This is a genomic window from Bradyrhizobium centrosematis (assembly GCF_045571495.1).
In the GTDB taxonomy this organism is placed as follows: Bacteria; Pseudomonadota; Alphaproteobacteria; order Rhizobiales; family Xanthobacteraceae; genus Bradyrhizobium; species Bradyrhizobium centrosematis.
This window is the reverse complement of record NZ_CP120703.1, coordinates 3,683,765-3,708,570: the sequence shown is the minus strand read 5'-3', so window position 1 is coordinate 3,708,570 and position 24,806 is coordinate 3,683,765. Positions and strand designations below refer to the sequence as shown.

The window sequence follows — 24,806 nt, the reverse complement described above, 5'->3', positions numbered from 1 at the left end:
AGAAGGCAAGACCTTCCCTCGGTGGCCTGCCGCCGCAGATCACGATTATTTATTTGGGTTGATGAGGAATTTTTCGCCGGTGGCGCGTTTGGCGTACACCGCGATGTTGGCGGGATCGAGCACCTCTGCCAGCGATAGCACCTTGGTGTAGTGGCTAGCGAAGGTGGTCTTGAGCTCGGACGCGACGCGCTGACGCAGGCGGCCGATCTCGGCGGGACCGATCTTCTGCAGGAACGGGGTCAGCAGCCAGCCGCCGACGCCCCAGCTGAGGCCGAACGACCGGCTCAACTCGGTCGGACGGTTGTCCAGGCTGCCGTAGATATAGACCTGCTTGTACACGTTGGAGCCGTACCGGCTGTATTCCTTCGCGGTCTTGTTGGCCGCAACTTCCATGGCGGTCAGAATCTGGCTGGCCAGCTTGCCGCCGCCGATGGCATCGAACGCGATCGTGGCGCCGGTCTCGACCAGCGCATTGGTGAGATCGTCGGTGAAATCAGGCGCGCTGGAATCCACGACGTACTTGGCGCCGATCTTGTGCAGAATATCGGCCTGCTCCTTGCTCCTGACGATGTTGACGAGGCCGATGCCGTCCTTGATGCAGATCTTGTTGAGCATCTGGCCGAGATTGGACGCGGCGGCCGTATGCACGAGCGCCTTGTGGTTCTCCCGCCGCATCGTCTCGGTCATGCCGAGCGCGGTCAGCGGATTGACGAACCAGGACGCGCCGTCGGCGGCCGTGGTGCCCGCCGGCAGCTCCATGACGTCGCGGACCTTCAGCACGCGGTACTGCGTGTACATCGCGCCGCCGATCATCGACACCGTCTTGCCCATCAGGGCCTTCGCCGCGTCCGACGATCCGGTCCGGATCACCGTGCCGGCGCCCTCGTTGCCGACCGGCAGCGACTGATCGAACCTGGCCGCCATCATCCGCATCGCAGCCTCAGGCATTGTCGCGGTGATGACCGGCATCTCCTTGGTGCCGGAGGCCTTGGCGGCGGACATGTCGGCGGGGCCGATCAGGAGGCCGAGGTCGGACGGGTTGATCGGCGTCGCCTCGACGCGGACCACGACCTCATCTTCGGCCGGCTCCGGCGTCGGGACGTTCACAAGGGACAATTCCAGCTCGCCGCTCTTCTTGAGCAGTGAACGCAGTTGCAGTCCGGACGTGCCGTCGCTCATGTCGATTCTCCCCTGTGCGCCTTGTCGCGAGCCCGAGCGCTGGCTTTATGCCAGCGCCTTCAATGCCGCCTTGCCGCCGTAGAGTGCCTGCTTGCCGAGTTGCTGCTCGATGCGCAGGAGCTGATTGTATTTGGCGGTGCGGTCGGAACGTGCAAGGGAGCCGGTCTTGATCTGACCGCAATTGGTGGCGACCGCGAGGTCGGCGATGGTGGAATCCTCGGTCTCGCCGGAGCGGTGCGACATCACCGAGGTATAGCCAGCCTTGTGCGCCATCTCGACGGCGGCGAGCGTCTCGGTCAGCGTGCCGATCTGGTTGACCTTGATCAGGATCGAGTTGGCGCGGCCGGTCTTGATACCGTCGGCGAGGCGCTTGACGTTGGTGACGAACAGGTCGTCGCCGACCAGCTGGCACTTCTTGCCGATCAGGTCGGTGAGCTCCTTCCAGCCGTCCATGTCGTCTTCCGACATGCCGTCCTCGATGGTCACGATCGGATAGCGCGAGACGAGGTCGGCAAGGTACTTGGCCTGCTCGGAGATCGAGCGGGTCTTGCCCTCGCCCTCGTAGACGTACTTACCGTCCTTGAAGAACTCGGTCGAGGCGCAGTCGAGGCCGAGCATGATGTCGTTGCCCGCCTTGAAGCCGGCCTTGCCGATCGCATTCATGACGAAGTCGAGCGCGGCATCCGCCGACGGCAGGTTCGGGGCGAAGCCGCCCTCGTCGCCGACATTGGTGTTGTGGCCGGCCTTCTTCAGCTCCGACTTCAGCGTGTGAAAGACTTCGGCGCCGTAGCGCAGGCCCTCGGCGAAGGAGGATGCGCCGACGGGCAGGATCATGAATTCCTGGAAGTCGATCGGATTGTCGGCATGCACCCCGCCATTGATGATGTTCATCATCGGCACCGGCAGGAGGCGGGCCGAGGTGCCGCCCACGTAACGATAGAGCGGCATGTCGAGCGAGTTCGCGGCCGCCTTGGCGCAGGCCAGCGACACGCCGAGGATGGCGTTGGCGCCCAGCCGACTCTTGTTCGGCGTACCGTCAAGGTCGATCATGATCTGGTCGATCTGCGCCTGCTGCTCGACATCGAGGCCGCTGAGGGCCTCGAAGATCTCGCCGTTGACGGCGCCGACCGCTTTAGTGACACCCTTGCCGAGATAGCGGGCCTTGTCGCCGTCGCGTAGCTCAACGGCCTCATGCGCGCCGGTCGAGGCGCCGGACGGCACGGCGGCGCGGCCGAGCGCGCCATCTTCCAGCACGACATCGACCTCGACGGTGGGATTGCCCCGGCTATCGAGGATTTCGCGGCCGATGATGTCAATGATGGCGGTCATGATGTGCACTTCCGTTCGTTGGAGCTGATCGGTTCGCCGCGGGTCTTACACGGGCCGCAAGCAAATGTGAACGCTTGAGGGTGGCACTTCGACTGACGCCTGAAGTCGCCAGGACTAAGCTCGATACACCGGGTCTGCGCGTGCATCCTCAATCCCAAGCAGTCGGGGTAACGCCATGAATCGCCGCCAGTTTCTTGCCTCCAGTACTGCCCTGTTCGCGGTCCGCCCAGGTTTGGCCCAGGAGGGCCCGTTCCGGACAAAATACTTCCCGATCAGCGCCGGTATGGGCCTGCACGATCTCACGCCCGCCCCCGACGGTTCGATCTGGTTCACGGCGCAGGGCAAGGGCCTGCTCGGCAGACTCGATCCCCGGGATGGCAGTTTCAAGACGGTCAGTCTCGGTCAGGGCGCCGCTCCGCATGGCGTGACCATTGGCCCCGATGGCGCGCCCTGGATCACCGAGGGCGGCCAGAACGCGATCGCGCGGGTCGACCCCGCCGATCTCAAGGTCACGCTGTTCCGCCTGCCGGAAAAGTTCGCGTCCGCCAATCTCAATACCGGCGTGTTCGACAAGAACGGCACCTATTGGTTCACCGGGCAATCCGGCTATTACGGCCGGCTGTCTCCGAAGACCGGGGAGATGAATGTGTTCAGGGCGCCGAAGGGGGTCGGCCCCTACGGCATCACGGTCACGCCCAAGGGCGATGTCTGGTACGCCTCCCTCGCCGGCAGCCATATCGCGAAGATCGACCGCGCAGGCGGCAATGCGACCGTGGTCGAGCCGCCAACCCCGAACCAGGGTTCACGCCGCGTCTGGTCGGATTCGAGGGGCCGGATCTGGGTCAGCGAGTGGAACAGTGGCCATGTCTCGGTGCCTGATCCCGCCGACGGCTCGTGGAAGACCTGGAAGCTGCCGGGCGAGCGTCCCCGCGCTTATGCCGTATACGTCGACGACAAGGACAAGGTCTGGCTGAGCGATTTCTCCGCCAACGCCATCGTGCGGTTCGATCCCGCCACTGAGACGTTCAACGTCTTCGCCAGCGACAAGACCAACGCCAATGTCCGCCAGCTCGACGGCCGTCCAGGCGAGGTTTGGGGATGCGAGTCCGGCAACGACCGCATTGTCATGATCCAGACGATTGCGGCCGGTTGACGAGGAGCCCGTTTGCGTCCATCCCGGCGTCCGAAACAGGATGCAAGGACGATGGCGAAAAAATCCCTCCAGCTCGGCCGTGCGGTCGAGTGGCCGCACACTCCGGAAGAGGCCCAGCTCGACCGCGTGCCCAATCCGCAAAAGGGCACCGACTATCTGGTGCGCTTCACCGTGCCGGAATTCACCTCGCTTTGCCCGGTCACCGGCCAGCCGGATTTCGCCCACCTGATGATCGACTACGCCCCCGGTGCATGGTTGCTGGAATCGAAGTCGCTCAAGCTCTACATCGCCAGCTTCCGCAATCACGGCGCCTTCCACGAGGATTGCACCGTGATGATCGGCAAACGCATCGCCTCGGAGATCAAGCCGAAATTCTTGCGCATCGGCGGCTACTGGTATCCGCGCGGCGGCATCCCGATCGACGTGTTCTGGCAGACCGGCCGCGTGCCGAAAGGCCTGTGGGTGCCTGAGCAAGGTGTCGCGCCCTACCGCGGGCGGGGCTAATACGCGCTCAGCAAATCGACCTTGGCGTTGGCAGCGACGAGCCGCCGCGCTTCGGCTGGGCCGAGCAAACGGTTCGACTGGGCGTCCACCGCGTCACACCTCGAGTTGCCCTGAATAAAAGCAATTCGTGTGCAATGTATACGACCGTCGCGGTGTCATGCTGAGGGACCGGGCCTAAGACATAGCTCGGTCAAGCTGGACCATCGAGAGAAACCGGCCTCGCGCGACAGCGACGAGGCCGCTCTCGCATCATGGTCTTAGCTCGCCAGGCGCTGCCTCAGGCTTTGGTAGAACGCCGTCTCGAAATTCATATAGCCGATGAAGGATGTCGGATCGCCGAAGGGCAGAATCTGGGTGGCCCAGAACCCGCCGACGCCATTCTGCCGATCGATCCAGTAGAACAGGTTGGCAAGACCGGCCCAGCCCAGCGCGCCGGCGGGACGTCCCGTCGGGGCTTCCTCGTCGTTGACCATGAAGCTCAACGCCCAGGATTTGGATTGGCCCGGAAAGAACTCCGCGTCATTGCACAACGACGGGATGACACCCGTGATCGGCGTCACCTTCCTGTCGCCCAGATGGTTCTTTTCCGCCATCCGGACAGTTTCAGGTTTCAGCACGCGGCCGTGCTCACCGGCCCCGTCATTCAACCACATGCGGATAAAACGCATGTAGTCGCCGACCGTGCCGTACAGGCCGTGGCCGCCCATATGGACTTCGGGCTTTGCCGGAAGCTCGAAATCCATCGGCGTCAGCGACCCGTCGGCGTTTCGCGCGTGGATGCCGGCCAGTTTCTGGCGCATCGCGTCGGTCAGCTCGAAGCTCATGTCCTTGATCCCGAGCGGTTCGAAGATGCGCGTCTTGAAGACTTCACCGAGTCGCTTGCCCGTGATGGCCTCAACGATCTGGCCGCACCAGTCGAGATTTGTCCCATAGTCCCAGCGCTCGCCAGGATCGAACAGCAGCGGGGTCATCAGGCAGGCCTTGGTCGCGGTGATCACGCTGGGCTGCCCCTTCTCCTGGGCCAGTCGATTATAGGTGTGATTGATGAAATCGTAGCTCAGGCCCGCCGTGTGGGTCATCAGCATGCGCGTGGTAATATCGCGCTTCGGTGCACGCAGGATCGGCTCGCCCGCCGCATCGAAGCCCTCGATCACCTGCAGCTTTCCGATCTCCTTCTCGTAGCGCTTCGCGGGCGCATCGAGATCGAGCCTGCCCTCCTCGACGAGTTGCAGAACGGCCGTGCCGGTAATCGCCTTGGTCGTGGAGAAAATGGCAAAGACACTGTCGGTGGTCATGGCCGCCGGCTGATCGAGACGGCGTTTGCCGGCAGCGCCTTCATAGATGTTACGCCGGCGGTCTGTCACCATTGCGACAACGCCGGGCACGCGCGGCGTGGATGTGACGACGCCGTCGAGAACGGCATCTGCCGTTGCGCCAAAATTCATGATCATGATCGTCCTTCCGTGCTGGATTGATTGGTTTGATCGATGCTCGCGTCGCGAGCGCTCATTGCATCGCGAAGCCCTCGTAACCATTCATCGCGACCTCGTCGCACTTTTGCCGATAGGCGCCGACGCCGCCGCAGTACGACAAGACACGGCGCGGCTTGCCTTCGACGTTCGAGCCGAGGTACCAGGAATTGGTTTTCGCGATCAGCGTCGCGTTCGCGATCTCGTCGTGATGGGCCACCCAACTGTCCTGGGCGTCCTTTGTCGGCTCGACCACCTTCAGATCGTTGCTGCGCATGTACTTGATGCAGTCATCGATCCATTCGACCTGCTGCTGCAGGCAGGTGGTCATGTTGCACAGCGCGGCCGACGGAGCGAGCGGAACGGCGGTCGTGAAAAGGTTGGGATAGCCGTGAACCTGCAGGCCCATAGTGGTGCGGATGTCCCTGCCCCACTCCTCGTTCAGCGATCGACCGCCGCGGCCCCTGATATCGATGCGCGTCAAGGCACCGGTGCCGGCGTCGAATCCGGTTGCAAGGATAATGATGTCCAACTCATGAACCGTACCATCAGCGGTCTGAATACCCGTGGGCGTCACGCGATCGATCGGATTGCTCTTGACGCTGACGATCTCGACGTTGGGACGATGGAAGACCTCGAGGAAGTTCTGCTCCAGCGGTACACGGTGCGTTCCGAACCCATAGTCGGCGGGAATCAACGCATCGCACAGTTTCGGGTCTCCGAGCCGCTCGCGCATCTTGCCGCGCACGAATTCGGAGATCTCGGCATTGACATCCGGGTCGAAGAACAGCTCGGCGAACGAGGATATCCATAGCTTCAGGGAACCGTCATTCCAGCAAGCCTCGATCACCGCGCGGCGGCGCTCCGGCGTGAGGTCTGCCCAGGCGTGCTCGAAATCGTATTCAAAGCCGGTGAAAGTGCGCGGCAGGCGTTCCGTCAGCGACTTGAACCTCGACTTGTAGTCCTCGACATCCGCAGCTCCAAATTTCGGATTCTTCATCGGGATGATGTATTGAGGCGTGCGGATGAACACCTTGAGATGGCCGACATCGCCCCCGATCGTCTGGATGACCTGGATGCCGGTCGCACCGTTGCCGATGATCCCGACGCGTTTGCCCGCGAGGTCGACAGGCTGCTTCGGCCAGCGCGCCGTATGGAACAACTGCCCCTTGAAGGTCTCCTGCCCCGGAAATGAGACGTAGGGAGCCGACAGCATGCCGCAGCAGGTGACCAGAAACTGGGTGTCGATCACGTCGCCTCGATCGGTCGTGACCAGCCAGCGCTGCGTGGCCTCGTTGAAATGCGCGCTCTTGACCGTCGTGCTGAACTGGATGTCCTTGCGCAGATCTAGACGGTCGGCGACGTAGTTCATCCAGCGTTCGATTTCGGGCTGGCCCGGAAACTTCTCGCTCCAGCTCCAACCCTTGTAGAGTTCCTCGGAGAAAAGATACTGATAGATGTAGGCCTCGGAGTCGAAGCGCGCGCCGGGATATCGATTCCAATACCAGGTGCCGCCGACGCCTGACGCGGCGTCGATCCCCCTGACGCTCAACCCCTGCTCGCGCAGACGATAGAGTTGATAGAGCCCGGCGACGCCGGCTCCGATAACCACGGCATCGAACCTCGCTGTTGCCTGCGAACCGTTGCTTCCATTGGATTTGGTCAGGGCTTCCGCCATTTTTCCTCCTCGGTGATTTTTGAGTGCGCACGACCTTTCCCACCCGTCATGCGATCGGATGGTGGTGCAGCGCGTCATTGTTGATCCCGCCCGTGCGGGATGGGGAAAGCTATGAGTGTTCGGGCGGCTGGAGCTTGAACGAAACGGACAATTCTTTGAACGAAGCAGCACGCTCCCTTGCCGGTACGGTGGTTCGGCAAGACGGCTCGCTTGGCAAATGGCAAAACCGGCTTATGCTCGTCTCCGCCGTTCGGCCAATGAGAAGCAGAAGCGGTCAACCGCGCCGTAGAACACAGGGAAGGAGTCTCGCGCGATGGGCCAATTCATCACGGTCGAGGAGCTGCCACGCTACGCTCCCGGCCAATTGATGCTGGACAGCTCCGCGGTGGGCAAGACTGACTTTCGGTTGCGCGTCTTCCGCTATGCGCCGTCCGACATCTGGGTGCCGCCTTCCGAGAATTTCCTGATCGTCGTCTATCGCGAAGGCGCAACGTCGATGAACCGCCGTGTGACCGGCAGCTGGAAGCAGGATCACGTCGGACGTGGCGTCACAACCCTGCTGACACGTGCGGAGCCTTCGAGCTGGCGCTGGAGCAATGACCTCGAGGTCAGCCATTTCTACATCTCGCCGAGCCTGATGACGAAGACCGCGAGCGAGGCATTCGACCGCGACTCAGGAAGCGTCGAGCTCCACGATCTGCTCAGGATCGAAGATCCGGTGCTGACCTGGATCGGCGACCGGATGGTGCAGGAAGTGTCCGAAGGCGGTCCGGGCGGCCGGCTCTGCTACGATGCGCTGGCACTTCAGGCGAGTGTGCACATCTTGCGAAGATATGCCTCCGTGGAATTCAAGCTGCCCTGTCCGCAGGGGCGCTTCAGGCCGGCGCATGCCAGGCTGATCGAGGACTATGTCGAACAAAACATCTCCAGGAACATTACGCTCGAGGAGCTGGCCAATATCTGCAACTGCTCGCCGGTGCAGTTCGCGCGCAAGTTCCAGGTGCACTATGGCATGCGGCCGCATGCCTACGTCCTGAGCCGCAAGGTGGAGCGCGCCCGCCAACATCTGCGCAAGGATCGGCTCGCCCTGAAGGAAATTGCGCTCTTGAGCGGATTTTCCGATCAAAGCCATCTCAATCGGATTTTCCGGAGACACATGAACGTCACGCCGGCCGAGTATCGCAAGAGCTGCGTGAGCTAGTCCTCCTTCACCGAGTCCTGCGATCCAGCCGGACATGCATCGTGTCGCCGTCCGTCAGACCAGCGCATCGGACGGTGCCCGCTGCCTGAGCAGCCCCGCGCAGACCAGGCCCAGCACGACCATGATTGCGGCGCTCACGAGCAGCGTCGGCACCTTGCCGCCATGCTGGAGACCAAGGCCATAGGCGATTGGCCCCACGGTCTGCCCCATGAAGAAGAAGAAGGAATGCAGCGACATCGCCGTCGCCCGCGCCCCGATCGACAGTTCGCTGGCGAAGACCTGGAGACAGCCATGGGCGATGTAGAAGCCCCAGCCCATCACGACCAGATTCAGCGCCTGCACCTCCCAGCGAGGCCCGAAGGCGACCGCGACGAGCTGCGAGGCCACCAGCGTCATCCCTGCGATCATCATGCCCTTGACGCCGAGCCACGGCAGCAGCCGCGACACTGTCAGCGTGTAGAACAGGCCGCCGACGGCAAAGCCCGCGATGACCAGGCCGGCGATCGAGAGCGAGGTCTGGCCGAGCTCGAACAGGAACGAGGCGATGTAGGGAAACAGGCCGAGCACGCAGCAGCCTTCGATGAACACCGCCGAATAGCAGACATAGGCGTTCGGATTGGTGAAGATGGTGCGATAGCCGGCCTTCAGTGCCGACAGGCTCGTCTTCGGCGGATGCTTGACCCTGGCGCCGCGAAAGCCGGCGGCGACCGCGATCGAGGCCACGATCACGAGCCCGCCGAGCACCGCGAGCACGCCGCGCCACCCGAGAAAGTCGCCGATCAGGCCGGAGGCCGAGGCGCCGAGCAGATTGCCGGTCATGGCGCCGGCAAGCGTCCGGCTGATCGCGACCTGCCGCTTCTCGGGCCCGACCAGGTCGCTGGTGAGGCTAAGCGCCACCGGGAACACCCCGCCCGATCCGATACCGGCGAGAATGCGGGTTGCAAACAGGACCGAGAACGAGGTCGAGAATGCACCCAGGATGTTGGCGAGGCCGAGCAGCGCGAGGCAGCCGATCATCAGCCGCGTCTTGCCGAACAGATCCGCGGCAGCGCCGATGATCGGCTGGATGATCGAGAAGGTGAAGGCGAACACCGCGGCAAAGCCCGCGGCAGTCGTGATGCTGACGCCAAAATCCTCGGCGACGTGCGGCAGCACCGGATCGAGCGCGCGCGCCGACAAGGCAGCGGCAAAACTTGCGCCTGATATAACGTAGAGCGCCGTCGGCAAGCCGTGATCGTGCGGCCGCGCCTCGCCTTGCTGCATCAGCGCGGGTTCTTTGCCAGCGCGTCGAACGCCATCAGCCTGGCGATCAGCCCCTCGAACTCGCGCAACGGCACCATGTTGGGGCCGTCCGAGGGCGCGCGGTCGGGATCGGGATGGGTCTCGATGAAGACGCCCGCGACGCCGACTGCGACCGCGGCGCGTGCGAGCACCGGGACGAACTCGCGCTCGCCGCCCGAGGAGGTCCCCTTCCCGCCCGGCTGCTGCACCGAATGGGTGGCATCGAAGATGATGGGCGCGCCGGTGGTGCGCGCCAGGATCGGCAGCGCGCGCATGTCGGAGACCAGTGTGTTGTAGCCGAACGATGCCCCCCGCTCGGTGACGAGCACGTTAGGATTGTCAGCGCTGGTGATCTTCGCGACCACGTTCGCCATATCCCACGGCGCCAGGAACTGCCCCTTCTTGACGTTGACGACCTTGCCAGTCGCGGCCGCGGCAAGCAGCAGATCAGTCTGCCGGCACAGGAAGGCGGGTATCTGCAGGACGTCCACGGCCTGCTCCACCTCGGCGCATTGCGTGGCCTCGTGCACGTCGGTCAGGACGGGCAGGCCCAACGAGGCCCGGATCTCGGCGAAGATCGGCAGCGACTGCGCAAGGCCTAACCCGCGCGCCGCCGAAGCGCTGGTGCGGTTGGCCTTGTCGAACGAGGTCTTGTAGACAAGGCCGATGTTCAGCCGCGCCGCGATCTCCTTCAGCGCGGAGGCAACCTCCAGCGCATGCTGGCGGCTTTCGAGCTGGCAGGGTCCCGCAATGATCGAGATCGGCAGATCATTGCCGAATCTGACCGTGCCAATGGTGACGACCGGCGCCGCGGAATGCGAAGAGCTCAAGGCAAATCCCTCGTTTTGCCGCGACCATAGCCGCCACGAAGGTCGGATCAACCCTATTCGGTCCGGACCATCCGAATATCAGGGTTGCGCCGGGCCTGCCGGCGCCACCCTTACAGCGGCAGGTTCCTACTTCACCGCCGAGAAGGCGGTCGGCGTCAGGATCTGGCTGACGATATTGCCGACGATCTGGCCGTCCGCTTCACTCTCGGCGCGCGCTTTGATCCAGTCCGGATCGGTCATGAACTTGCCCCACTTCGTCTCGCGCTCGGCAAGCGACTCCCAGGCCAGGAAATAGGTCAGCTCCTGGTTGGATTCGCCGATCAGCGTGGTGAAGAAGCCGGCCTGCTTGATGCCGTGCTTCTCCCAGATCTTCAGCGTGGCGGTCTCGAACCGCTTCAAGAGCGCGGGCAGGCGGCCGGGCACGCAGCGATAGACGCGCATTTCGTAGATCATTCATGGTCCTCCCTGAACAGGTCCGGCGGTTATAGCGGCTGGTCCCGACGGTGTCTTGAGCCCCGCCGGGCCGCCCCATGTGGCGTTCTGCGCATGGCTTGAGCTCACCGCTGCGCCAGACTCCCGCAATGCTGCCGCAATGATCGGGCCGCTAGAAAGGCTCGGTTGGGGTTCAGGTGCCTGTCACATGCGGATTTTGCTGGTCGAGGATGAAGCGGAAATGGCCTGCGCGCTGGCCTCGGCGCTGAAGCGCTACGACATGGTGGTGGACCATGCCCCGACGCTGGCCGAGGCGGAAGAGGCCATTTCGGCCGACGTCCATGCCGCCGTCCTGCTCGACCGCCAGCTTCCCGACGGCGATGGCCTCGCTTTGATCCCCAAGCTCCGCGCGCGCGCCGATGGCGTGCCGATCATCGTCCTGACCGCGCGCGGCGAGCTCGCCGACCGCATCGCCGGGCTCGACGGCGGTGCCGACGATTATCTGGCCAAGCCGTTTGCGGTCGAGGAGCTGCTCGCGCGGCTGCGCGCCGTGCTGCGGCGGCCGGCTGGCCTCTCTCCCGACGTCGTCCGTGCCGGCCGGCTCGCCTTCGACCTCAGTCATCGCGAGGCCAGCATCGACGGCACCCCGTTCGAGCTGCCCCGCCGCGAGCTGCTGGTGCTCGAAACATTGGTCCGCCGCATCGGCCGGACCGTGCTGCGTTCGGCACTGGAAGAGGCGGTCTACAATTTCGACGACGAGATTCAGTCCAATGCGCTCGACACGCACGTCTCGCGGCTGCGGCGAAAGCTCGCGGACGCCGACGCAGGCATCGAGATCCACGGCATCCGCGGCGTCGGCTATCTCCTCAAGAAGCTGCCAGCCTGAAGAAGCCGATATGAGCAAACACGACGATCCCTATTGCCTGCGCTCGCGGCTGAGCTGGCGCCTGCTCTGGCTGCAGGCCGCGATCCTGGTCGCGCTGGTTGCCGTCGTCCTCGCCGGGCTTTGCGCCTCCGGCTTCGTGCTCGCCGAGCGCGACGAAGACCGCGTCATCGATGTCGTCCGGCGCGCGCTCACGCGCGACGCACAAGGCGCCTTGAGCTTGCGGCCGACGGCCGAGCTGCAGCAATTGCGCAGCGAGACGCCAGACCTCTGGTTCCTCGTGCGCGACCGGCAGGGTCGTTTCCTGAGCGAAGGCACCGTGCCGGCCGAATTCGCCGCGATCGGCAGCGGCCTCGACCAGATCAGCCAGGCGCGGCTCGGCTGGCAGATGTTCGAGGACGATCCGCGCAAGCCGGCGGCGCGGATGAAGCGGGTCGACACCGATGCGGGCAATGTCCAGGTCATCACCGCGACACAAGGACGCCTGACCGGCGCCAAGGCACTGTTCACGACATCCCTTGCATTCCTCGGCATTGCCCTCCCCGGCTTGCTGCTGATGGGAACAGCGACATTCATTGCCACGCCAATGATCGTGCGGCGCGCGTTCAGAGGGCTCGATAGCGCGGCGGACGAGGCCCGGCGCATCGATATTCATCAGCGTGGCGCGCGGCTGCCGGTGGAGGGTATTCCACTGGAGGTCATGCCGCTGGTGACCGCAATCAACGACGCGCTGGCGCGGCTCGACCAAGGCTATGCCCGCCACAAGCGCTTCGTTGCGGATGCCGCCCACGAGCTGCGCACGCCCATCGCCATCCTGAACACGCGGCTGGAGTCGCTCAGCCCCGGGCCGGACAAGGCCCGCCTGCTGGAGGATGCAGCGCGGCTGGCGACGCTTGCCGAGCAATTGCTCGATATCCAGCGGCTCGATCGCTGCGGCCATCCGTTCGCGCGCGTCAATCTCGCCGCCGTTGCGCAAAGCGTCGCCGCCGACCTCGCTCCCCTGGCGATTGCCGCTGGCTACGCGCTTGCCCTCGATGCGCCGGAGACACCGGTCGAGACGATCGGCGATACGGCTGCGCTCGAGCGCGCGCTGACCAACCTCGTGCAGAATGCGATCCAGCACGGCCCGCGCCGCGGCACGATCGGGATTCGCGTCGACAGACCAGCGAGCATCGAGGTCACGGATGAAGGCACCGGTATTCCCGCCGATCAGCGCGAGCAGATCTTCGAGCCGTTCTATCGGCTGACGCCGCTCGATCGCGGTGCCGGCCTCGGCCTCAACATGGTCCGCGAGATCGTGCAGCTGCATGGCGGTCACGTCTCGGTGACGGACGGGCCCCACGGCGGCGCCTGTTTCCGGATGACGCTGCCGGACGTGCGGCAGAGCTGATTCAATTCACATTTGCGCCCCATCGCGCAATGCCGGCGCAATGCGCTACCGCGACACTGCATCGGTCGCACCTCGCTTGAGGTGCAAATCAAGATGCTGGAGTGCGCATGCCCAACGATTTCCTCTCCTTTTTCCTGTCCTGGATGTCGTCCCCGCGTCGGGTCGGCGCGATCGCCCCATCGGGTGCGGCGCTCGCCGATCTCATCACGCGCGAGATCAGCGCGACGACGGGACCGATTCTCGAGCTCGGTCCCGGCACCGGCGCGTTCACCTACAAGCTGCTCAAACGCGGCGTCCGGCCGCAAGATCTCACGCTGATCGAATACGGCTCCGACTTCATGAAGGTCCTGCAGATGCGCTTTCCCGGATCGCGTGTGCTGTGGATGGACGCGGCACGGCTTGCGACCGAGCGCCTCTATGACGGCGCCCCCGTCGGCGCGGTCGTGAGCGGCCTGCCGCTGCTCAACATGTCCAGGCGCAAGGTGATGGCGATCCTCAACGGCGCATTCAGCTATGTCCGCCCTGGCGGCGCCTTCTACCAGTTCACCTACGGCATGAGCTGCCCGGTGCCGCGGCCGGTGCTCGACCGGCTCGGCTTGCGCGCAAAGCTCGTGGATCGCGCTCTGCTGAACGTGCCGCCCGCCGCGGTCTACAGGCTGACGCGGCGGCCCCAGATGAAGTTGATCGCGGGATCGCTGGCGCCTCAACCATCAGCGCGGGTCGCGCCGGCGCCGATGCAGCACGCGCGCGACTACTCCGCCGCGCGCTGAGCCATTAAAGCGCGATGCGACCAGGATGAAACGTCATCGCGCTTTGGGTTGTTGTTTAAGCATGATCTTTTCGGAAACCGCTGCGCACTTTTCCGGATCATGCTCTAGACGAGCCGGCTCTGCTTCGCCGCCGCTGCGATGAACGAGGCGAACAGCGGATGCGGCTCGAAGGGACGCGACTTCAGCTCGGGGTGGAACTGGACGCCGATGAACCAAGGGTGATCCTCGTACTCGACGATCTCGGGCAGCACGCCGTCGGGCGAGAGTCCTGAGAATTTCAGCCCGTGCTGCTCGAGGCGATCCTTGTAGGCGGTGTTGACCTCGTAGCGATGGCGGTGACGCTCGGAGATCTCGGTGGCGCCGCCATAGACCTCGGAGACACGGCTGCCGCGGTTGAGCGCAGCGGGATACGCGCCAAGGCGCATCGTGCCGCCGAGATCGCCGGCCTGCGAGCGCTTCTCGAGCTCGTTGCCGCGCAGCCATTCCGTCATCAGGCCGACCAGCGGCTCCTTGGTGGGACCGAACTCGGTGGAATTGGCTTCCTCGATGCCGACGAGGTTACGCGCGGCCTCGATCACCGCCATCTGCATGCCAAAGCAGATGCCGAAATACGGCACGTCGCGCTCGCGCGCGAACTGAGCCGCCTTGATCTTGCCTTCCGCGCCGCGCTGGCCGAATCCGCCGGGCACCAGGATGCCGTTGACGTGCTCGAGGAACGGCGCCGGATCTTCCTTCTCGAAGATCTCGCTCTCGATCCAGTCGAGATTGACCTTGACCTTGTTGGCGATGCCGCCGTGCGAGAGCGCCTCGATCAGCGACTTATACGCATCCTTCATGCCGGTGTACTTGCCGACGATGGCGATGGTGACGTTGCCTTCGGGGTTGCGGATGCGCTCGTTGATCTGCTGCCAGCTCTGCAGCGCCGGCGGAATCCGCGAGCCGATGCCGAAGGCGGCGAGCACTTCGTCGTCGAGGCCTGCATTGTGGTAGGCCTCGGGCACCGCGTAGATGTTGTCGACGTCGCGCGCCTCGATCACGGCGCTTTCGCGCACGTTGCAGAACAGCCCGAGCTTGCGCCGCTCCTCCTTCGGGATCTCGCGGTCGGTGCGGCAGAGCAGGATGTCCGGCTGGATGCCGATCGAGCGCAGCTCTTTCACCGAGTGCTGCGTCGGCTTGGTCTTCAATTCGCCGGCGCTGGGAATGTAGGGCAGCAGGGTCAGATGGATGTAGACGGCGTGATCGCGCGGCAGCTCGTTCTTGAGCTGGCGGATCGCTTCGAAGAACGGCAGGCCTTCGATGTCGCCGACAGTGCCGCCGATCTCGACCAGCACGAAATCGTAGTCGTCATTGCCGTCGAGGACGAATTCCTTGATGGCGTTGGTGACGTGCGGGACGACCTGGATGGTCGCGCCGAGATAATCGCCGCGGCGCTCCTTGGAGATGATGTCCTGGTAGATGCGCCCGGTCGTGATGTTGTCGGCCTTGGTCGCAGGCCGACCCGTGAAGCGCTCGTAGTGACCGAGATCGAGATCGGTCTCCGCGCCGTCATCGGTCACGAACACTTCGCCGTGCTGATACGGCGACATCGTTCCGGGATCGAGATTGAGATAGGGGTCGAGCTTGCGGAGGCGGACCTTGTAGCCCCGGGCTTGCAACAGCGCACCGAGTGCCGCTGAAGCCAGACCCTTGCCGAGCGAGGAAACCACGCCGCCGGTGATGAATATGTACCGCGCCATGGGACTTAACCTCTAATCCCTCGAATTCGATTCGCCAAAGCGATTCGTCTTCCGCCCCAAAGATTTTGCGGGCCTGTGGGTGAGCCAAAACTAAGAGTGGTGACAGTGCCTTGATGGGGATTGTTGATGCAGGACGGTAGAAGCCGCCCTGCATGGCCCCCCTGCTTTATTGCGAACGCGGCACCTGCGGGCCTGCCGGCGCCTGGTTCTGCTGCTGCTCGTCGGCCTTCTTCAGGGAATCCAGGATGCCGCCCGAGGTCGGCGGCGCGACCGGCGATCCGCCGGCCGGCTGGGTCTGCGACGGCTGGCCGATGATCGAGGACGGCTTGCGATCGTAACCTGCGTACCAGGACAGGAACAGGCTGGTGAGGAAGAAGCCCACGGCCAGGATCGCAGTGGTCCGCGTCAACAGATTCGCCGTGCCGCGGCTCGACATGAAGCCCGCGCCTCCTCCCATGCCGAGGCCGCCGCCTTCCGACTTCTGGAGCAGGACGGCGCCGATCATGACGGCAACGATCATGAGGTGGATGACGATGACAACGGTCTGCATAGTATCCTTCCGTCACAAGCGGGCGGCGCCTGACGGCGGCCGATCGCGCTTCGCGGGTTTTCCTGAAGTTGCGCGGTGTTACACGATCAGAGGGGGTATTGCCACCCCCGATCGGTCCCGAACCAAAGCTTCGGGTCAGCCGGGGGCAGCCCTTAATTAGGGCAGCCTTTGGCGATCGCAAGGAAATCGGTCGCCTTCAGGCTGGCGCCGCCGACCAGCGCGCCATTGACGTTCTTGACCGCCATCAGCTCGGCCGCATTCGAGGGCTTGACCGAGCCGCCGTAGAGGATCCGCATCCTGGCACCTTCGGCCTTGAACCTGACGGTCAGGACCTCCCGGATAAACCCATGAATCTGCTCGACATCCTTGGCAGTCGGGGTCAGGCCGGTGCCGATCGCCCAGACCGGCTCATAGGCCACGATCAGGTTGGCGGCGGTCGAGCCATCTGGCAACGAGCCGGCGAGCTGGCCGCGCAGGATGTCCAGGGTCTGGCCGGCGTCGCGCTGGGTTTGCGTTTCCCCGACGCAGACGATCGCGGTCGTCCCGGCCCGCCAGGCGGCTTCAGCCTTCTGGCGGATCAGGGCATCGCCCTCGCCGTGGTCGGCGCGGCGCTCGGAATGGCCGACGATGATGGCCGTTGCGCCCGCATCCGCCAGCATTTCGGCGGAGATATCGCCGGTGTGGGCACCGGATGCCTTGGGATGGCAATCCTGGGCCCCGACCGCGACTTTCTTGCCGCGCGCCTTGTCGGCAAAGGCTGCGACCAGGGTCGCCGGTGGGCAGACCAGCAGATCGGCCCTGGCCGCCACATCTGCCGCGCCGCTGAGCATGGCGTCGAATTCGGCAGCCTGGGCCTTCAGGCCGTTCATTTTCCAATTGCCGGCGATCAGGGGGCGGATGGCGTCGGTCATGTCCATTTCCAGCAAAATGAGGTTTGCGCATGCGCTAGCAGAGGACCTGCTGCAGTTCCAGATTCTTGTTTTGACGCGTTTTCTGACGCGAACCGGGGCCACTTCGCTGGAAAACGCTTTGGGGCGTTCAACCGCAGCTTCAAGCAGTCCCCTGACCTGAGGTTGCGGGGGGAAAGCCGCCACTTTATGATGATCTATCAATTTGGTGACGCGCTTTTGCGGAATCTGCATTAAGACGCGCTCCCGTTCCCCTCCTGACCAAACAAGTTGGACCAAATGCTTCGAGGAATGCGCAAGGCCTCATCAAACTGGCTCGGCAAGACCATTATGGCCGTGGTGATGGGCGTGTTGATCATCAGTTTCGGCATTTGGGGGATCGCCGACATCTTTCGCGGCTTCGGGCAGTCCACGGTGGCCAAGGTCGGCCGCACCGAGATCTCGCTGAACGAGTTCCGCCAGATCTACACCGACCGCCTGCAGCAGATCAGCCGCCAGTTCGGCCGTCCGCTGACACCCGACCAGGCGCGCGCCTTTGGTCTCGACCGGCAGGTGCTGCAGCAGACCATCGCGGAAGCCGCGCTCGACGAAGAGGCACGCCGGCTCGGGCTCGGCCAGTCCGACGAGCAGATCCGCCAGGTCATCATGAACGACCCCAACTTCAAGGGCGTCGGCGGCAATTTCGACGCGAACCGCTTCCAGGCTGTGATCCGCAATTTCGGCTATACCGAGCAGCGCTACGTCGCCGAGCAGCGCAAGGTCTCGCTGCGCCGGCAGATCACCGGCACGATCGGGGCGGGTCTCGAGCCGCCGAAGGCCATGATCGATGCGCTGACGCGCTATCAGAACGAGCAGCGCTCTATCGAGTTCGTCAGGCTCGACGCCGCCCAGGCAGGCCAGATCGACCCGCCCTCGCCCGAGGCGCTGGCGGCCTATTTCGAAGATCACAAGGTCCAGTTCCGCGCGCCCGAATATCGCAAGATCGCCTTCGTGGTGGTCTCGCCGGAAGAGATCGGCAAGTGGAGCGAGGTGTCGGACGAGGACGCCAAGAAGGTGTTCGAGCAGCGCAAGGACCGGCTCGGCACGCCCGAGAAGCGTCAGATCCAGCAGATCGTATTTCCCAACGCTGCCGAGGCCCAGGCTGCACGGGAACGTCTCGTTGGCGGCATGTCGTTCGAGGACCTCGGCAAGGAGCGCGGGCTGAGCACCTCCGACGTCGATCTTGGGCTCGTGACCAAATCCGCGCTCGCCCCCGCGGTGGGCGATGCGGCCTTCGCGCTTCCCGCCGGCGAGATCAGCCAGCCGATCCAGGGGCCGCTCGGCACGTCGATCGTCAAGGTCGACAAGATCGAGCCGGGCAAGGAGGCGGATTACGCCAGCCTTGCCGGCGACCTCAAGCGCGAGATCGCGACCGAGCGCGCGCGCGTCAAGGTCAACGAGCTCCGCGACAAGATGGAGGACGAGCGCGGCGGCGGCTCCAGCGTGATCGACGCGGCGCAGAAGCTCGGCCTCACCGCCGTGACCATCGATGCCGTCGATCGTTCCGGCCGGGCCCCGAACGGCCAGCCAGTCACCAACATCCCGCAGGGGCTCGACGTGGTGTCGCAGGCTTTCAACACCGATGTCGGCGTCGACAACGACTCGATCTCGTTCAAGGGCGGCTATGTCTGGTACGATGTGCTCGCCATCACGCCCTCGCGCGACCGCAATCTCGACGAGGTCCGCGATCAGGTCGAGGCGCGTTGGCGCCAGGACCAGATCGCGACCAAGTTGAAGGCCAAGGCGACCGAGATGGTGCAGAAGCTCGAAGCGGGCGGCAAGCTCGCCGATGAAGCCGCGGCGATCGGCGCCAAGGTCGAGACCGCTACCGGCTTCAAGCGCGATGATACGCCCGCCAGTGTGCCCGCAGCCGTCGTTGCCGCCGCCTTCCGCGCCGCCAAGGACGGTGTCGGACAGACGCCGGTGACCGGCGGCGCCGAGGTGATCGTCTTCCGCGTCACCGACATCGTCGATCCCGCGGTCGACGCCGCTTCCGACGCGGTCAAGAAGCTGAAGGACAGCCTCGACCGTGCCCAGACCGAGGAGCAGGTCGCGTCCTACGTCAACAAGCTTGAAACCGACATCGGGACCACCATTAATCAGGCCGCCTTCGCGCAGGTGACCGGCGCGAACCAGTGAGTTGAAAGCACGCGATGGACGACCTGAAATCGATCATTGGAAAAGTGGCGACCGGCGCCAGCCTGTCGCGTGACGAAGCCGCCTCCGCCTTCGACGCCATGATGAGCGGCGAGGCCACGCCCTCGCAGATGGGGGGCCTGTTGATGGCGCTCAGGGTGCGCGGCGAGACCGTGGAGGAGATCACCGGCGCCGTTGCGGCGATGCGCTCCAAGATGCTGACCGTGACGGCACCGCCTGATGCCGTCGACATCGTCGGCACCGGCGGCGACGGCTCCGGCTCGGTCAACGTCTCGACCTGCGCCTCGTTCATCGTCTCCGGCGCCGGCGTGCCGGTGGCCAAGCACGGCAACCGCGCACTTTCGTCGCGTTCGGGCGCGGCCGACGTGCTGGCCTCGCTCGGAGTGAAGATCGACCTCAGGCCCGAACAGGTCGGCCGCTGCGTGCGTGAATGCGGCATCGGCTTCATGTTCGCCCCTGCCCACCATCCCGCCATGAAGAACGTCGGTCCGACCCGGGTCGAGCTTGCGACGCGCACGATCTTCAACCTGCTCGGTCCCTTGTCCAACCCCGCCGGCGTGAAGCGGCAGATGGTCGGCGTGTTCTCCCGGCAATGGGTGCAGCCGCTGGCGCAGGTGCTGAAGAACCTCGGCTCCGAATCCGCCTGGGTCGTGCACGGCTCCGATGGTCTCGATGAAATCACCCTCACCGGCCCGACCTTCGTCTCCGCGCTCCACAATGGCGAGATCCGCAATTTCGAGGTGACGCCGGAGGACGCCGGCCTGTCGCGCTGCGAGGCCGGCGCACTGAGGGGCGGCGATGCCGAGGCCAACGCGATCGCACTGCAAAGCGTGCTCGACGGCAAGCCGAGCGCCTACCGCGACGTCGCCCTGGTGAATGCCGCGGCCGCGCTGGTGGTGGCCGGACGCGCCAAGGACCTCAAGGAAGGCGTCGCGCTCGGCGTGAAGTCGATCGACAGCGGCGCAGCCAATGCGAAGCTGAAGCACCTCATCGCGATCTCGAACGGCTGAGCCCGGCATGTCGGACATCCTGACCAAGATCGAAGCCTACAAGCGCGAGGAGATCGCTGCCGCCAAGCGCGCGCAGCCGCTCTCGGCCGTCGAGGCGACAGCCAAGGCGCAAGCCGCGCCGCGCGGCTTCGTGCGCGCGATCCGGGCCAAGCACGCCAAGGGCGATTTCGCTCTGATCGCGGAGGTGAAGAAAGCCTCGCCGTCGAAGGGGCTGATCCGTGCCGATTTCGATCCGCCCCGGCTTGCCAAGGCCTATGAGGCGGGCGGCGCAGCCTGCCTGTCGGTGCTGACCGACACGCCCTCGTTCCAGGGCCATCTCGACTTCTTGGTGGCGGCGCGCGCGGCGACGTCCCTGCCGGTGCTGCGCAAGGATTTCATGTTTGACACCTATCAGGTGGCCGAGGCCCGCGCGCACGGTGCCGATTGCATCCTGATCATCATGGCGGCACTCGACGACGCCACGGCAAGAGACCTCGAAGACGCCGCGACTGCCTACGGCATGGACGTGCTGATCGAGATCCATGACCGCGCCGAGCTTGACCGGGCGCTGAAACTTCGCTCGCCGATGATCGGGGTCAACAACCGCAATCTTCGGACCTTCGAAACCACGCTCGCGACCAGCGAGGGCTTGGCGCCGCTGATCCCTTCGGACCGGCTGATGGTCGGCGAGAGCGGCATCTTCACGCCCGCCGATCTCGCCCGGCTCGAGCGCGTCGGCATGTCGACCTTCCTGGTCGGCGAGAGCCTGATGCGGCAGGCCGACGTCACGGCGGCGACGCGTACGCTGCTTGCGCGAGAGACGGCCGCGCGCGCGGCCGGTACGCGCTAACATGGCGCGCAAGGCTGCTGCGACCAGGCCGAAGGCCAAGCCCTTGAAAACCGGGGCCGGCCCCGCCCTCACCCATATCGGTGCCTCCGGCGAGGCCCGAATGGTCGACGTGTCGGACAAGCCGGCCACCGAGCGGCTCGCGGTAGCGGAAGGCCGCGTCGTCATGACCAGGGCGACGCTCGACCTGATCGTGTCCGGCAACGCGAAGAAAGGCGACGTGCTCGGCACTGCCCGCATCGCCGGCATCATGGCCGCCAAGCGCACCTCGGAGCTGATCCCGCTCTGTCATCCGCTCGCGCTGTCGAAGGTCATTGTCGACATCGAGCCTGACGCAAAGCTGCCGGGCTGCGTGGTACGGGCGAGCGTGAAAGTGACGGGACCGACCGGCGTCGAGATGGAGGCACTCACCGCGGTGTCTGTCGCCTGCCTCACCATCTACGACATGATCAAGGCGGTCGAGCGCGGCGTGCGGATCGAAGGCATCCACCTGGTCGAGAAGCTCGGCGGCAAGTCCGGCCATTACCGCGCCTGACGCGCTCATTTCGGCGACCCACCCCTTGCATCGTGCGCATCGATTGCTTTTCCGCGCGACCATTCATGCTCCGTTAACCGCGCTTCCTAACTTCGCCTCCACACCGTTCCCGTAAACCAACGGATGTTTTCGGGGCCAAGAATTGATCCTGACGTGTGCACGGCAATGATCCAGCATGATGACGAGATTCGGCAGTCGCCTCTTTGACCAAGCCTTCGTGCGCGGCGGGCCGATCCGCTGGCTGGTGATGGGCGGCACGCTGCTGATCGCGGCTATCGCGATAGGCTCCGTGCTGATGGCGCAGAATTTCCGCGAACGGGCGCTGCGCAACTCCAGCCGCGAGCTGGAAAACACCGTGCTGATGCTCGCCCATCATTTCGACCAGCAATTGCAGGATTTCGCAGTCATCCAGCGAGACTTCGTCGATCACGCGCGTTCGATCGGCATCGCCAGCGCTGCAGACCTCCGCGCTCGCCTCTCTGGTCGGGACATCCACCAGATGCTTCGATCGAAGATCGAGGCGCTGCCTTATATCGGCGGCGTCAACATCATCGATGCCGAAGGCAATCTGATCAATTCGTCGACGGCTTGGCCGGTACCCAAGGTCAACATGGCCGACCGCGCCTATTTTCGCACCTTCAAGTACGATCCCAATTCGCCCGATGTCCTGATCGAGCCGTTGCACAGCCGGATCTCCGGCGCATGGACCATCCTGGTGGCCCGGAGGATCGTCGGGCCCAATGGCGAGTTCCTGGGCGTCGTCGGACGCGGCATCGAGCCCGCCAATTTCGAGAAGTTCTTCGCATCCGTGGTGCTCGGCGAAGGCGCGACGATCTCGATGCTGCATCGCGACGGCACGCTGCTCGCCCGTTATCCGCACGCCAGCGAATTGATGGGACGGAACTTCAAGACTGGCCCATTCGAGCAGCAGAGGGTTTTCGGCCTCGATCACTTCGCCGGCCGGTTCACGAGCCCCGTCGACGGCGAGGACCGACTGATCTCCTCGCGCGCGCTGCCCCATTTCCCGATCCTGATGATGGCGACCACGACGCGCGCGGCGGCCCTGACCGACTGGCGCGAACAGATCGGCATGCTGATCTCGGTCGCCACCGCCTCCGCGCTCGCCATCGCAGGCGTGCTGATTGCGGTCGTGCGCAAGCTGCTGGAGCAGCACCGCGCGTCGCGCGAACGGCTGACGCTGGAGAAGCAGCGGCTCGACCGCGCCGTCAACAACATGACGCAGGGCCTCCTGCTGTTCGACGCCGAGCGACGGATGGTGGTCTGCAACCATCGTTACATCGAGATGTACGGGTTGTCGGCCGACGTCGTGAAGCCAGGCTGCAGCTTCCATGACATCATCACCCATCGCAAGGCGACCGGTTCGTTCACAGGAGACGTCGACGCTTATGTCGCGCTCGTTCTGAAGGACATCCACGTCCGCAATTCCATGGTGATCGACACCGCCGACGGCCGCTCCATCCACATTCTCAACGAACCGCTCGCCGACGGCGGCTGGGTGGCGACCCATGAGGACATTACCGAGCGCCGCCGCATCGAGGAGCGCATCACCCATCTCGCCCATTACGATGCGCTGACAGACCTGCCGAACCGCGCCATGTTCCACGAGCATCTGCGCGTGGAGCTGGCCGCGGTCGGCAACGGCGAAGAGATCGCGGTGCATTACATCGATATCGACGAGTTCAAGGGCGTCAACGACGCGCTCGGCCACCTCGTCGGCGACGAGCTGTTGAAATCGGTTGCCGCGAGCCTGCGGCGCTGTACGGGCCCGGCGGATTTCGTGGCGCGGCTCGGCGGCGACGAATTCGCCATCGTCCAGAGCGCGGTGACGTCGCGGGACCAGGTCGACGACCTCGTCGCGCGGGTCTTCGCGGCCATCCGCGCCCCGTTCAACTGCATGGGCCATCATCTCACCACCGACGCCAGCATCGGCATCGCGCTCGCACCGGAACACGGCACGGCGCTCGACCAGATCCTGAAGAACGCGGACATGGCGATGTACGCCGCCAAATCCGCCGGACGCCGCACCTATCGCTTCTTCGAGCCGGAGATGGACGCCAAGGTGCGCGAGCGCCGGCAGCTCGAGAGCGACCTGCGCCACGCCATCGCCCAGGGGGATCTCGAAGGCGGGCTCGAGGTCTACTACCAGCCCTGCCTCAGCCTGAAGGATGATCGCATCACCGGCTGCGAGGCCCTGGTGCGCTGGCGCCACCCCGAGCGCGGCATGGTCTCGCCGGCGGAGTTCATCCCGATCGCCGAAGATACCGGCCTGATCAACGAGATCGGCGAATGGGTGCTGGCGACCGCCTGCCGGGACGCCGCGGGCTGGCCGGACGATATCCGCCTCGCGGTCAACGTCTCCCCGGTGCAATTCAAGAGCGGCACGCTGGCGCTGAAGATCATGTCAGCGCTCGCCGCTTCGAACCTGCCGGCGAGCCGGCTGGAGCTCGAGATCACCGAGGCGGTGCTGATCCGCGACGACGACGTCGCGCTCACGATCCTGCACCAGCTCCGCGCCATCGGCGTGCGCATCGCGCTCGACGATTTCGGCACCGGCTACTCGTCGCTGAGCTATCTGCACCGCTTCCCGTTCGACAAGATCAAGATCGACCGCTGTTTCGTCGACGATATCGCCCGTCCCGACGGCTCCGCCAGCATCGTCCAGGCCGTCGTCAATCTGGCAGCGGCGCGCCGCATGACCACCACGGCCGAGGGCGTCGAAACCGAGGAGCAGCAGCGCCTGCTGCGCGCGCTCGGCTGTTCCGAGATGCAGGGCTATCTGTTCAGCGCCGCAAAGCCCGCCGCCAAGGTGCTGGAGCTGTTCGCTCTGCATCGCAGCCGGCTGGCCCAGCGCGGCGGCAGCGAGAGCCGTCGGCGCGAGGCTAGCTAGCCCGCATGTAGCCGGTCCAACGAGACGTCGCTCAAACG

The 24,806-nt window shown here is 64.8% G+C and carries 21 protein-coding genes; 11 read left to right on the top strand and 10 right to left on the bottom strand.

The window, feature by feature from the left end:
- Nucleotides 1-45: 45 nt before the first annotated feature.
- Both P6U31_RS17880 and eno read right to left on the bottom strand, forming a co-directional pair.
- Nucleotides 46-1,179, bottom strand: a complete 1,134-nt coding sequence (locus P6U31_RS17880) for a zinc-binding dehydrogenase (RefSeq protein WP_407189666.1) — start codon at nucleotides 1,177-1,179, stop codon at nucleotides 46-48.
- A 45-nt stretch (nucleotides 1,180-1,224) separates the two neighbouring features.
- A complete protein-coding gene (gene eno, locus P6U31_RS17875; protein WP_407189665.1) occupies nucleotides 1,225-2,508 on the bottom strand; it encodes a phosphopyruvate hydratase in 1,284 nt (427 codons plus the stop codon).
- 175 nt (nucleotides 2,509-2,683) lie between these two features.
- Here eno and P6U31_RS17870 point away from each other — a divergent pair, with 175 nt between their 5' ends.
- On the top strand, nucleotides 2,684-3,661 hold the full coding sequence (locus P6U31_RS17870; protein WP_407189664.1) for a lyase: 978 nt from the start codon (nucleotides 2,684-2,686) through the stop codon (nucleotides 3,659-3,661).
- A gap of 51 nt (nucleotides 3,662-3,712) precedes the next feature.
- Entirely contained in the window at nucleotides 3,713-4,165 is a 453-nt protein-coding gene (gene queF, locus P6U31_RS17865; protein WP_061881832.1) for a preQ(1) synthase, read from the top strand.
- 257 nt (nucleotides 4,166-4,422) lie between these two features.
- On the opposite strand, the gene P6U31_RS17860 is transcribed toward queF, so the two are convergent.
- Both P6U31_RS17860 and P6U31_RS17855 read right to left on the bottom strand, forming a co-directional pair.
- Nucleotides 4,423-5,616 carry a serine hydrolase domain-containing protein gene (locus tag P6U31_RS17860; protein ID WP_407189663.1) on the bottom strand — a complete coding sequence of 398 codons (1,194 nt, stop codon included), beginning with the start codon at nucleotides 5,614-5,616 and terminating at the stop codon, nucleotides 4,423-4,425.
- A gap of 55 nt (nucleotides 5,617-5,671) precedes the next feature.
- The gene (locus P6U31_RS17855) at nucleotides 5,672-7,312 is read right to left on the bottom strand and encodes a flavin-containing monooxygenase (RefSeq protein WP_407189662.1); all 1,641 of its coding nucleotides are present in this window, start codon (nucleotides 7,310-7,312) and stop codon (nucleotides 5,672-5,674) included.
- A 313-nt stretch (nucleotides 7,313-7,625) separates the two neighbouring features.
- Here P6U31_RS17855 and P6U31_RS17850 point away from each other — a divergent pair, with 313 nt between their 5' ends.
- On the top strand, nucleotides 7,626-8,513 hold the full coding sequence (locus tag P6U31_RS17850) for a helix-turn-helix domain-containing protein (RefSeq protein ID WP_407189661.1): 888 nt from the start codon (nucleotides 7,626-7,628) through the stop codon (nucleotides 8,511-8,513).
- Nucleotides 8,514-8,567: 54 nt separating this feature from the next.
- Here the strand turns inward: P6U31_RS17850 and P6U31_RS17845 are convergent, their stop codons facing one another.
- The 3 genes from P6U31_RS17845 to P6U31_RS17835 all read right to left on the bottom strand — a co-directional run bounded on the left by P6U31_RS17845 (nucleotide 8,568) and on the right by P6U31_RS17835 (nucleotide 11,077).
- The gene (locus tag P6U31_RS17845; RefSeq protein ID WP_407189660.1) at nucleotides 8,568-9,776 is read right to left on the bottom strand and encodes an MFS transporter; all 1,209 of its coding nucleotides are present in this window, start codon (nucleotides 9,774-9,776) and stop codon (nucleotides 8,568-8,570) included.
- Nucleotides 9,776-10,624 (bottom strand): 3-deoxy-8-phosphooctulonate synthase, encoded by an 849-nt coding sequence (gene kdsA, locus P6U31_RS17840; protein WP_407189659.1) that lies wholly within the window; start codon nucleotides 10,622-10,624, stop codon nucleotides 9,776-9,778. Before kdsA ends, P6U31_RS17845 begins: the two co-directional genes overlap by 1 nt.
- Nucleotides 10,625-10,750: 126 nt before the next feature.
- Entirely contained in the window at nucleotides 10,751-11,077 is a 327-nt protein-coding gene (locus P6U31_RS17835) for an NIPSNAP family protein (RefSeq protein ID WP_100179780.1), read from the bottom strand.
- Between the two features lie 187 nt (nucleotides 11,078-11,264).
- On the opposite strand from P6U31_RS17835, the gene P6U31_RS17830 reads away from it, so the two are divergent.
- The 3 genes from P6U31_RS17830 to P6U31_RS17820 all read left to right on the top strand — a co-directional run bounded on the left by P6U31_RS17830 (nucleotide 11,265) and on the right by P6U31_RS17820 (nucleotide 14,099).
- Nucleotides 11,265-11,942 (top strand): response regulator, encoded by a 678-nt coding sequence (locus P6U31_RS17830; RefSeq protein WP_407189657.1) that lies wholly within the window; start codon nucleotides 11,265-11,267, stop codon nucleotides 11,940-11,942.
- A 10-nt stretch (nucleotides 11,943-11,952) separates the two neighbouring features.
- Nucleotides 11,953-13,329, top strand: a complete 1,377-nt coding sequence (locus tag P6U31_RS17825) for a sensor histidine kinase (RefSeq protein WP_407189655.1) — start codon at nucleotides 11,953-11,955, stop codon at nucleotides 13,327-13,329.
- 107 nt (nucleotides 13,330-13,436) lie between these two features.
- Entirely contained in the window at nucleotides 13,437-14,099 is a 663-nt protein-coding gene (locus tag P6U31_RS17820) for a class I SAM-dependent methyltransferase (RefSeq protein WP_407189654.1), read from the top strand.
- A gap of 104 nt (nucleotides 14,100-14,203) precedes the next feature.
- Here P6U31_RS17820 and P6U31_RS17815 read toward each other — a convergent pair whose 3' ends face one another.
- From P6U31_RS17815 to tpiA, 3 genes are all read right to left on the bottom strand, one after another.
- Entirely contained in the window at nucleotides 14,204-15,835 is a 1,632-nt protein-coding gene (locus tag P6U31_RS17815; RefSeq protein WP_407189653.1) for a CTP synthase, read from the bottom strand.
- 166 nt (nucleotides 15,836-16,001) lie between these two features.
- A complete protein-coding gene (secG, locus tag P6U31_RS17810; protein ID WP_407189652.1) occupies nucleotides 16,002-16,385 on the bottom strand; it encodes a preprotein translocase subunit SecG in 384 nt (127 codons plus the stop codon).
- A 152-nt stretch (nucleotides 16,386-16,537) separates the two neighbouring features.
- On the bottom strand, nucleotides 16,538-17,296 hold the full coding sequence (gene tpiA, locus P6U31_RS17805; protein WP_407189873.1) for a triose-phosphate isomerase: 759 nt from the start codon (nucleotides 17,294-17,296) through the stop codon (nucleotides 16,538-16,540).
- 276 nt (nucleotides 17,297-17,572) lie between these two features.
- Here tpiA and P6U31_RS17800 point away from each other — a divergent pair, with 276 nt between their 5' ends.
- From P6U31_RS17800 to P6U31_RS17780, 5 genes are all read left to right on the top strand, one after another.
- On the top strand, nucleotides 17,573-19,471 hold the full coding sequence (locus P6U31_RS17800) for a SurA N-terminal domain-containing protein (RefSeq protein ID WP_407189651.1): 1,899 nt from the start codon (nucleotides 17,573-17,575) through the stop codon (nucleotides 19,469-19,471).
- Between the two features lie 14 nt (nucleotides 19,472-19,485).
- Complete coding sequence (gene trpD / locus P6U31_RS17795) at nucleotides 19,486-20,499, top strand: anthranilate phosphoribosyltransferase (RefSeq protein ID WP_407189649.1); 1,014 nt, start codon at nucleotides 19,486-19,488, stop codon at nucleotides 20,497-20,499.
- Nucleotides 20,500-20,506: 7 nt separating this feature from the next.
- A complete protein-coding gene (trpC, locus tag P6U31_RS17790; RefSeq protein WP_407189648.1) occupies nucleotides 20,507-21,328 on the top strand; it encodes an indole-3-glycerol phosphate synthase TrpC in 822 nt (273 codons plus the stop codon).
- A 1-nt stretch (nucleotide 21,329) separates the two neighbouring features.
- Nucleotides 21,330-21,860 (top strand): cyclic pyranopterin monophosphate synthase MoaC, encoded by a 531-nt coding sequence (moaC, locus tag P6U31_RS17785; RefSeq protein WP_407189647.1) that lies wholly within the window; start codon nucleotides 21,330-21,332, stop codon nucleotides 21,858-21,860.
- 175 nt (nucleotides 21,861-22,035) lie between these two features.
- Complete coding sequence (locus tag P6U31_RS17780) at nucleotides 22,036-24,768, top strand: EAL domain-containing protein (RefSeq protein WP_407189646.1); 2,733 nt, start codon at nucleotides 22,036-22,038, stop codon at nucleotides 24,766-24,768.
- Nucleotides 24,769-24,806: the final 38 nt, after the last annotated feature.

Coding starts and splice junctions, on each gene's coding strand:
- P6U31_RS17780 (WP_407189646.1), top strand. CDS start 22,036: ATGATGACGAGATTCGGCAGTCGCCTCTTTGACCAAGCCTTCGTGCGC.
- moaC (WP_407189647.1), top strand. CDS start 21,330: ATGGCGCGCAAGGCTGCTGCGACCAGGCCGAAGGCCAAGCCCTTGAAA.
- P6U31_RS17870 (WP_407189664.1), top strand. CDS start 2,684: ATGAATCGCCGCCAGTTTCTTGCCTCCAGTACTGCCCTGTTCGCGGTC.
- P6U31_RS17845 (WP_407189660.1), bottom strand. CDS start 9,776: ATGCAGCAAGGCGAGGCGCGGCCGCACGATCACGGCTTGCCGACGGCG.
- secG (WP_407189652.1), bottom strand. CDS start 16,385: ATGCAGACCGTTGTCATCGTCATCCACCTCATGATCGTTGCCGTCATG.
- P6U31_RS17850 (WP_407189661.1), top strand. CDS start 7,626: ATGGGCCAATTCATCACGGTCGAGGAGCTGCCACGCTACGCTCCCGGC.
- P6U31_RS17860 (WP_407189663.1), bottom strand. CDS start 5,616: ATGATCATGAATTTTGGCGCAACGGCAGATGCCGTTCTCGACGGCGTC.
- tpiA (WP_407189873.1), bottom strand. CDS start 17,296: ATGACCGACGCCATCCGCCCCCTGATCGCCGGCAATTGGAAAATGAAC.
- trpC (WP_407189648.1), top strand. CDS start 20,507: ATGTCGGACATCCTGACCAAGATCGAAGCCTACAAGCGCGAGGAGATC.
- P6U31_RS17825 (WP_407189655.1), top strand. CDS start 11,953: ATGAGCAAACACGACGATCCCTATTGCCTGCGCTCGCGGCTGAGCTGG.
- trpD (WP_407189649.1), top strand. CDS start 19,486: ATGGACGACCTGAAATCGATCATTGGAAAAGTGGCGACCGGCGCCAGC.
- P6U31_RS17835 (WP_100179780.1), bottom strand. CDS start 11,077: ATGATCTACGAAATGCGCGTCTATCGCTGCGTGCCCGGCCGCCTGCCC.
- queF (WP_061881832.1), top strand. CDS start 3,713: ATGGCGAAAAAATCCCTCCAGCTCGGCCGTGCGGTCGAGTGGCCGCAC.
- eno (WP_407189665.1), bottom strand. CDS start 2,508: ATGACCGCCATCATTGACATCATCGGCCGCGAAATCCTCGATAGCCGG.
- P6U31_RS17800 (WP_407189651.1), top strand. CDS start 17,573: ATGCTTCGAGGAATGCGCAAGGCCTCATCAAACTGGCTCGGCAAGACC.
- P6U31_RS17830 (WP_407189657.1), top strand. CDS start 11,265: ATGCGGATTTTGCTGGTCGAGGATGAAGCGGAAATGGCCTGCGCGCTG.
- P6U31_RS17815 (WP_407189653.1), bottom strand. CDS start 15,835: ATGGCGCGGTACATATTCATCACCGGCGGCGTGGTTTCCTCGCTCGGC.
- P6U31_RS17855 (WP_407189662.1), bottom strand. CDS start 7,312: ATGGCGGAAGCCCTGACCAAATCCAATGGAAGCAACGGTTCGCAGGCA.
- P6U31_RS17820 (WP_407189654.1), top strand. CDS start 13,437: ATGCCCAACGATTTCCTCTCCTTTTTCCTGTCCTGGATGTCGTCCCCG.
- P6U31_RS17880 (WP_407189666.1), bottom strand. CDS start 1,179: ATGAGCGACGGCACGTCCGGACTGCAACTGCGTTCACTGCTCAAGAAG.